The sequence below is a fragment of the Pseudoalteromonas sp. 2CM36K genome, assembly GCF_023161865.1.
GTDB classification, from domain to species: domain Bacteria; phylum Pseudomonadota; class Gammaproteobacteria; order Enterobacterales; family Alteromonadaceae; genus Pseudoalteromonas; species Pseudoalteromonas tetraodonis.
On the sequence record NZ_JALNTK010000007.1, the window covers coordinates 142,536 to 150,071 of the forward strand.

The 7,536-nt window shown below is 39.1% G+C and carries 12 protein-coding genes; all 12 read right to left on the reverse strand.

Annotated elements, in window-relative coordinates:
- Nucleotides 1–97: 97 nt before the first annotated feature.
- A complete protein-coding gene (locus tag MTN97_RS06440; RefSeq protein WP_248473975.1) occupies nt 98–916 on the reverse strand; it encodes a hypothetical protein in 819 nt (272 codons plus the stop codon).
- Between the two features lie 8 nt (nt 917–924).
- On the reverse strand, nt 925–1,161 hold the full coding sequence (locus MTN97_RS06445) for a hypothetical protein (RefSeq protein WP_121638735.1): 237 nt from the start codon (nt 1,159–1,161) through the stop codon (nt 925–927).
- 202 nt (nt 1,162–1,363) lie between these two features.
- Nucleotides 1,364–1,645, reverse strand: coding sequence for a hypothetical protein (locus tag MTN97_RS06450; RefSeq protein ID WP_248473976.1), 282 nt, complete (start codon nt 1,643–1,645; stop codon nt 1,364–1,366).
- A 56-nt stretch (nt 1,646–1,701) separates the two neighbouring features.
- A complete protein-coding gene (locus MTN97_RS06455; protein WP_248473977.1) occupies nt 1,702–2,130 on the reverse strand; it encodes a hypothetical protein in 429 nt (142 codons plus the stop codon).
- 54 nt (nt 2,131–2,184) lie between these two features.
- On the reverse strand, nt 2,185–2,439 hold the full coding sequence (locus MTN97_RS06460; RefSeq protein WP_248473978.1) for a hypothetical protein: 255 nt from the start codon (nt 2,437–2,439) through the stop codon (nt 2,185–2,187).
- Between the two features lie 251 nt (nt 2,440–2,690).
- On the reverse strand, nt 2,691–3,305 hold the full coding sequence (locus MTN97_RS06465; protein WP_248473979.1) for a hypothetical protein: 615 nt from the start codon (nt 3,303–3,305) through the stop codon (nt 2,691–2,693).
- 83 nt (nt 3,306–3,388) lie between these two features.
- Nucleotides 3,389–4,525 (reverse strand): hypothetical protein, encoded by a 1,137-nt coding sequence (locus MTN97_RS06470; protein WP_248473980.1) that lies wholly within the window; start codon nt 4,523–4,525, stop codon nt 3,389–3,391.
- A gap of 84 nt (nt 4,526–4,609) precedes the next feature.
- Complete coding sequence (locus MTN97_RS06475; protein WP_248473981.1) at nt 4,610–4,981, reverse strand: topoisomerase II; 372 nt, start codon at nt 4,979–4,981, stop codon at nt 4,610–4,612.
- A gap of 79 nt (nt 4,982–5,060) precedes the next feature.
- Complete coding sequence (locus MTN97_RS06480) at nt 5,061–5,237, reverse strand: hypothetical protein (RefSeq protein ID WP_248473982.1); 177 nt, start codon at nt 5,235–5,237, stop codon at nt 5,061–5,063.
- 78 nt (nt 5,238–5,315) lie between these two features.
- Entirely contained in the window at nt 5,316–5,546 is a 231-nt protein-coding gene (yfaE, locus tag MTN97_RS06485; protein WP_248473983.1) for a class I ribonucleotide reductase maintenance protein YfaE, read from the reverse strand.
- Complete coding sequence (locus MTN97_RS06490; protein ID WP_248473984.1) at nt 5,546–6,097, reverse strand: hypothetical protein; 552 nt, start codon at nt 6,095–6,097, stop codon at nt 5,546–5,548. The genes yfaE and MTN97_RS06490 overlap by 1 nt, the downstream gene beginning before the upstream one ends.
- Before the next feature lie 312 nt (nt 6,098–6,409).
- A partial coding sequence (locus MTN97_RS06495; protein WP_409418106.1) for a cobaltochelatase CobT-related protein occupies nt 6,410–7,536 on the reverse strand: 1,127 nt, incomplete at its 5' end.

Here is a 7,536-nt window from a genome sequence, read left to right on the forward strand (position 1 = left end):
TCATGAGAGAAAAAGCTTATTACCATTATTTCCGGAATCTCAGAATAGTGGTAATCAGCCTTGATAGGGAGAGAGGGGTTACCCCCTCTCTTTGTGCTTACGCTACAATTTTGGCATGCTTCTTAATGCGCTCTCTTGCATCAAAAATAGCCTGATGGATTAGTTCTTTACGAAAGCCTCCATAACTTTTGTCTCCAGTCTTGATGATCACCCCGTATGCAGTGTGGACACCAAGAGTTGAAGAAGTTTTTTTATCTATTACTTCAGCCGCAAATCCAGTCATACGACTCTTTCCATTATGAAAGTTCTCTAGGTCAATATGGCTTAATTTTTCACAAAAAACATCAATGTCATAATGTTCTATGGCAGCCACTTCTGAAAACTTAACTATGTAGTTAGCAGTAGTTCGCTCTTCTAATGTTATATTTTCAGATGATACAGCCCTAAATAACCTCTTTGCTTCATGAGTGAGTTGCTTGGATACTTTAATCGCATCTTCTTTTATCATTTTACAAACTTTAACCCAGGCTAAGATTAACTCATCCCCTAGGCCATTCATTATTACTTCGCCTTGCTCATATAAAAAAGTAAACAATTCAAAGTTTTCATTAAAGCTCATAACTTCACTGAAAGACGTGTTTTGCAATACGCCTTTACTGACTATTGTAAATGCGTTCAAATCAACTCCCTCTGCAATTAGCAGGAGAGCTTCTAGGCACTCCACCTCGACAAGTGAATTTTCGTAATTTAACAGAAGGCGCTCCAATATAACCAAAGCGTTTTCAAAGGATAAATTTCCAGTAAAAGCAACTCCATTATTTTGACCTTTCTCTAAATTAAATTTCACCTCCATATTTTCAGGGTAATTTAATTCTACTAAGCGATCTTTGAGGTAGCTAGCAACTGTGTATTTCATGCCAGCTCCTAGCTTAAGTTTATTTTTTTAAAATCAACTTCTGACTCATCGCCATAAGTGTAAAACACAGCGCCATCGTTGTTTACAGAAACAAAAATGGAACAAAGAAGCCCAGTTTTTTGGCTCGCGTAAGAGATGCTGATATGCATTCCACGATACTGGCTTCTGAGTGCGCTTTCGATTTCTTCAACAGAGTCAAATGACTGTACTTCTGCGAAGTTTTTTATTTTAAATTTATTAGACATGGTATCTCCAAGAATATATTTGAGATACGTAACCCAACTGGATTGCGTATCTCAGTTAGGTTAATATTTTTACTGTTTAAGGCCAGTTACCGCTCATAGTCAAATACTGACTGTATAGAAACAGAATATAGTCAAAAACATTTAGTCACAAAGCTCTATCCGCCCTTTTGGGGTGTATAAAGAAAAGTTTCACATGTGAAACTTATTCTACAAGTGTAATAACCCTACACTCGCCGGTTTGCCCTGTTAATACGCACTCGCCCAGCTCTGTTCTTGCTCTGGATATAAACAGAAGATCAAGCGGGACTGGTTGCCCAAGTGCTTTTAATTTATTTATATTTGCTTCATTCTCATCATTAGTCTCATATGAAAAATATAGGCATTGTCCAAGCTCGTATAGATGGCCGAATTTATCATCCAGAAATTTTTCAACTTCTGCTTGTGAAACGCTGAGTAAAAACAAAATTTCTTCACCAAAATCCATGTGTCCTCCAATTAAAATTGGCCCTTTTAATGTATAAGAGGCTAACTTCATCATGTTTAATTAAAAAGTAGTGGAACAATTCCTGTCATGAACCCCATCACGCCAAGCACAGCACCAGCCACACCTAACTTAATTGATAGTTGAACATTTTGATCAGGGTGGTGCCAAAACCAGCCCCAAATCTCCCAAGGTTTTGCTCTACGTACTTCTAAATTTACACATTGCTCATAGCTAACATTTAACGCATCAACTGCATCATAATCTAATCCTATGGCATTTTTGCAAATCCTTAAACCAGAATGACCCATAGCGTATCTAAGGACTTTACAGCCATTATTATTGTTAATTATTACTAACGGTTCTCTTCTAAAAAAACGACTTTTGTCTTTCCTAGTAGAATCCATATTGTAATTATTAAGCCTAACAATGCAGTGCTGAAGGCCGCTATCCTCTGAAGGTAAACGGATTACGTTTTCAATTTTCATAAATACCTCTATGATTCTGAAGCACCAACCTTTTGGTGGTGCTTCAGTGGTTTTTTAACAGTAGAGTTCAAGCGTTCTTACATGCTCAGGACTTACTTCAATACAACTACTTACAGAGTAATGAAACTCCCATCCTAGGTCAGCGACACCGCCATGAGCCCATTCTGAGTTTTCACCAATAGTACCGTGACACTCATCAAGTAATGCTTTGCGTTCAGCTTCTTCTACTGAAAGCGCTTTAATTAATTTTTGAGTTGATTTGGCATATTCGCCAGCTTGGATATTCAGTTTTACTATGAATGTTTTCATAATGAGTTCCTTTAGTTGTTTAAAGGCACATCATCCCCTTTTGGGGCTGATGGCCCTTGAGGGTTTTAAATTGCTGTTTGTTTATAGAGGCCAGTTACCTCATTTTCACCCGTTATTGGGTAAAACCTTTTCTTAAAGCTGGATTTGTTAAAGCATCTTTGACAAAAGGTTGAAATGCAGGAGGTGCAATTAAGCGCGCCTCCTGGTTATTTTTCAATTAAAAATAATATTCATAGATAAATGGTTCATCCTTATTCATCTTCAGAAGAATAGGGAATGTTAGGCCAGTAAAAAACAAAACCAAAACCCATATTATCTTTTTTAGGCTGTCCAAATTCTTTGTACACCTTACCTACTTGCACCACAACTTCGCTAATATCATGACCAGCCGGCGTTGATATGCTTAAGCAGGTTTGCCCATACATAAAGCGCCCTGAATAGCTTGATACTCGATACAAGTCCCTTTCGCGATCACTATTAAGTTCTTTAGCTGCTTTGCGTAGAACACCCGCAAAAATTTCAGCTTTTTTACTCATTGGGATTTCACCGAGACTTTGTATCGCTAGCACAGATTCAGCATTTCCATCACCTATAGCTTTTTTGGCTAGGGCAACTTTCTGCTGTACCAACTCTTCAGAAAACGGTTTCCAAATTTCTTCCGCGTCTTTTTCAATGCTTTGTATAGCTTCTTCCCAGCTCCAAAAATCAATACCATCTCTAAAAGAGCAGTGCTCTGGTTCTTGGTTGTTAGCTATGCACTCAAGTAAAAGCTCATAACCCTCATACCACTTACCATGGAATGCTGGAGTGAACTCTAGGACAGCTGCTGATGCAATGCCCAATGCTTGTTGTTTTATAGATTTCATATTGTTACTACCTTCTAAAATTAGATTTTAGAGCGCAGCAACCCCGCTAGGGCTAACTGCGCCCTATGAGGGATTATTTAGTTTTATGCGACTTTTTGAGCGAGGTTTTCTACTTTAGATTTGACAAGATAAGTCATCTCTTCCATAGCGTTATCGCCACCTATATAGCCCCATACTTCTTCAGAATCATCAAAAGCCCACTTAGGGTTGTCTTGTGTACCTACATTATTGAAAGTAGCAATAACAACACCAAAAACAGACCCTTGAAGCCATTGGTTGTACGTTTCCAAAGTGCACTCAGCTAACTCAGTAGCGGCTCTTCGGCGGCCAATTAACAGCCTTTTTTCTGTACTTAATTTTCGTCTTAAAGGCTTGTGCTTGTTTACTACCTGCATCATCCATTCAAACGCATCTGACCAGCTATTAAACTTTCTGTTTTCATTAGTAGCAAAATCGCTATCAAATTCAACATAGTATAATTTCCGGCCACCGCTCTTAGACCAAGCACCATTATCCTTGATCTGCCCAAAGGAATAACACGCAGCGCGCCTTTCAATTTCTTCTTTCGCTACTTCATCTGGAACCCAGCAACCAATACCATTAGCTGTATCCCAACGATCTTGAATACCAGCACCTGATATTGACCAGCATTGTCCTCCATGCTCATAGCAATCAAGCATAACAGCACATTGATCGCCTATAAGCCCTTCACTCCGTAGGCTTGACCACAATTCAACTTTCACTTCGTGAGTAAAATCAAAGTCATCAATAGAGCAAACATCTTCTCTCCATAGTTTTGCAGCTCGGCGTTTATAGTAAGCCTCACTGTAAGTAGGGCGAGCCCCTGGAGTTTGTTCAGCCCAAATCTGAAACTCAAGAGAGTTTTGAGCTTTTTGTAGCCAAAGACTTCTTAATCGTTCCTCATAACCTTCGATTAGACTTAAGTCCGGTAGCCATTCATGATTTAGCGCAAGTGAATCTTGCATCTCCTCATGAGTAGTCGAGTTTCGGTGTGCGGAGTAAACTAAACCACTGCCTTCACTAAACGGGGTTTCGCAGTGATGATCATCACTTAAATAACCCACAATTAGCTCGTTTCCCACAAGGTGTATGTTCTCTTTGTAGTATTCTGAAAGTTCAGTGGTTTTGAACGGTAAATCAAGCTCGCTTAAACGAACTTCTTTAACATTCGTACTATTAACTTTGTTCTGATTGTACATAATTCCTTTCCTGTATTATGGGTGTGCTATCCCTCCCGGCAGGGGAAATAGCACAGTATGATTGTTACTCTTGAGGGCGATCCCTTAAGAGTTATTACTTTTAGTGTTCAACCTGTTTAAAGTAAAGAGCGTTTGCTCTCTAAGCGTTTCTGGGTTGTAACCTAACTCTGAACAACAAACGACAAACGAAAATGGATCTATATCATTGGACATTAACCAAGCCATCGATTCATCTTTAGTCGCTACGCCTGTTCTGCCATCAACTAGAGATCTTAGGGTGTTACATAGTAATCCTTCTCTAAGGTCTGTTATAGCTGACTCATCCCATTCAACCTTTGGTTTAAACGGGATTATTTGTGCTGTGTTTACTGGCTCGTAAGGGTCAAATATATCCAGCTCAAGTTGAACATCTTGATTATCAAGATGCTCATATAAGTTAATATTTATTGCTTTCATGAGCTTACCTTTTAAATTTAAGGGCTCAAAACCCAGAAAGGATTAAGAGCCTTTCTGGGGGCAAATTTCATATTAGTACTTAGAATTTTTGACTTTCAATTTGGTTTTCTAACCAGGATTTCAATGAGATAAGCTCGTTGAGGTATTCTGGCTCGCATTCCTTTTGAGCATCAATTGATACCGCGTGCAACATACTCTCCGCTTCGGAAAGTGTTTCAATATTGCCACCGGGAAACTTTACGTGTTGTGTACTCATAATTACTCCTATTGAAGAAATTTACCGCCCTAGTAGGGAGTAAGTTCCTATGTTAAAAACGCTTAAAAGCGTGTTAAGTTAATCTTGGTTTAAAATGACAACTTCAGTTGTTGCGCTAGCGCAACAAACCAAAACCTCACCCTCACCAAGAAATGCTAACGGTTTCTCGTGATAAATTACTTCACCACTTAATAACCGTTTTTTACAAATCCCACAAAAACCACTGCGACAGTGTGTTTCTACAGAAATATGTTTATTTTCCATTTGTACCAATAACGTATCGTTGCTGGCCGGAAGTGTTATCTTCATTAGTCCCCTCCTAATTGCGGAGAAAGCCTAATGGCTTTGCCTATATAATCAGCCATCAAGCGGTTGCCGGTTGTACTGAAATAAGCTTGCCATTCTGTCCAGCTACCTATATCTGATATTGATTTAGGTGACTCGAACATTCCCCAAATCCTTAGATCACAACCTTTCTCAAGAACGCTATTAACTTTGTACGTTAAGCACTTTCTTGATGGCTCTAAGTTCAGGTTTGAAGGTGGCTTCATAATTAAATTTTCAGCTTCCTCAAAACTAATCTTCTCTACAAGCCCTGTTTTGGTATCTATTAGAAATGGAACCACTTTTTGACCATGGCTACCCCATAGCCAATGCGTGAGATATCCAGGGTCAACTCCTAGTTGACTTGGAATAAGTACTGTACCGTGCGTTCTTAATAACCAAATAAGATTTTCATCTTTGTATTTAGTTAATAATTTAAAGTCAGTGTGCAAATCACTTTGGTAATTCACAGGTAATTCGAGGTCAGCAGCGATGTCTTGCATAGAACGTGCTATTTTATTGATATGATTATTCATGGTGCTATTCCTAAACTGTAATTTAAGGACGCACCAACCCCTAAGGGTGATACGCCCCTAGGGTGGATTTATATGCTGTTTGTTTGAAGAGGCCAGTTACCTCATTTTTACTCTCATCATGAGAGAAAAATCTTTTTTCCGCGCTATGCTGTTTAAAAACATATCCCGGAAAATGGATTATGGTCAATATTAAATAAATTTTAGGGTCAGGACTAATCTACTTTTGTCCTTTTAGGGTGTATATAGTACGATTTGCACATATAGATATTAAATACCCTCAAAAAGAGGGTATTTAATATTTTTCATTTCTTGTTATGCAGCTGGTGAAATCAAAGACTTCTCCATTAGCTTAAACAAGGTTTTCTTCAGATCGTTTACATCATTAATAAGTATATTGTTTGAAAAAAATCGATTAATGATAGGTATATCAATACCAATACCGATCATTTCAACACCACTACTCTCGCAAAGATCAATTACGTTTTTACATGATTTTTCGTTGTTAGGCGCACCATCAGTAATAACTATAATCATTTTTCGCTCTTCACGAACCTTACTTAACTCAAAAGCTGCATACCAGATAGCCTCTGCCATTGGCGTGCTTCCTTTTGGCCCAAGCATAAACTTACCCGCTTGATTAACAACGTTCTCACCATGCTTTACCACACTGTACACTGGCTCTCTGTTATTACCCATGAAGTATGTTACAGCAGGATTAACCCCCTGAATTGGCTCTAACGCTAACGCTAGCGAAAGTGCAGACTCTCTAGCTACCTCATACATCTTCTTTGATGAACCCGTACTTTGGTTGTTCATGGATGAACTCATATCGACTAATATATGCACAGCCGTGTTAGGGCGTTGCTTATCTGCCGGCGTGCGAAACACACGAGTATCACCATTCATAACTCGATAAAGGCTATTTGTATCTAAACGTTTTCCGGAACGTTTGTTTCTACTCCCAGTTCTTTGACTTGCTTGAACTAAACCGTAGAGCTGATTACGTATTTTAGCAGATGAGCTTTTTACCGAAGTAAGCAACTCTTTCCCATTATCTTTAGGTGCGGGAACTGCCGTTCTTACTGAAGTATAACTATCCTCCCCATTGACTACCGCAAACTGTTCAAAGTCTGATTTTAATGACTTATGTGCATCTTTCAGCATGTCGCCATCGCTGGCGCTCAATGTTTGGGTAATTACATCACGTAGCTTTTGTTGATCACCTTGGCTTTGGTTATCACCTTGGCTTTGGTTGTCACCTTGGCTTTGGTTATCACCTTGGCTTTGGTTATCACCTTGGCTTTGGTTGTCACCTTGGCTTTGGTTGTCACCTTGGCTTTGGTTGTCACCTTGGCTTTGGTTATCACCTTGGCTTTGGTTATCACCTTGGCTTTGGTTGTCACCTTGGCTTTGGTTATCACCTTGGCTTTGGTTATCAC

Excerpts from the sequence above, each read along its gene's own strand:
- MTN97_RS06490 (WP_248473984.1), bottom strand. The coding sequence starts at position 6,097 with ATGAATAATCATATCAATAAAATAGCACGTTCTATGCAAGACATCGCT.
- MTN97_RS06445 (WP_121638735.1), bottom strand. The coding sequence starts at position 1,161 with ATGTCTAATAAATTTAAAATAAAAAACTTCGCAGAAGTACAGTCATTT.
- MTN97_RS06460 (WP_248473978.1), bottom strand. The coding sequence starts at position 2,439 with ATGAAAACATTCATAGTAAAACTGAATATCCAAGCTGGCGAATATGCC.
- MTN97_RS06475 (WP_248473981.1), bottom strand. The coding sequence starts at position 4,981 with ATGAAAGCAATAAATATTAACTTATATGAGCATCTTGATAATCAAGAT.
- MTN97_RS06480 (WP_248473982.1), bottom strand. The coding sequence starts at position 5,237 with ATGAGTACACAACACGTAAAGTTTCCCGGTGGCAATATTGAAACACTT.
- yfaE (WP_248473983.1), bottom strand. The coding sequence starts at position 5,546 with ATGAAGATAACACTTCCGGCCAGCAACGATACGTTATTGGTACAAATG.
- MTN97_RS06455 (WP_248473977.1), bottom strand. The coding sequence starts at position 2,130 with ATGAAAATTGAAAACGTAATCCGTTTACCTTCAGAGGATAGCGGCCTT.
- MTN97_RS06470 (WP_248473980.1), bottom strand. The coding sequence starts at position 4,525 with ATGTACAATCAGAACAAAGTTAATAGTACGAATGTTAAAGAAGTTCGT.
- MTN97_RS06440 (WP_248473975.1), bottom strand. The coding sequence starts at position 916 with ATGAAATACACAGTTGCTAGCTACCTCAAAGATCGCTTAGTAGAATTA.
- MTN97_RS06450 (WP_248473976.1), bottom strand. The coding sequence starts at position 1,645 with ATGGATTTTGGTGAAGAAATTTTGTTTTTACTCAGCGTTTCACAAGCA.
- MTN97_RS06465 (WP_248473979.1), bottom strand. The coding sequence starts at position 3,305 with ATGAAATCTATAAAACAACAAGCATTGGGCATTGCATCAGCAGCTGTC.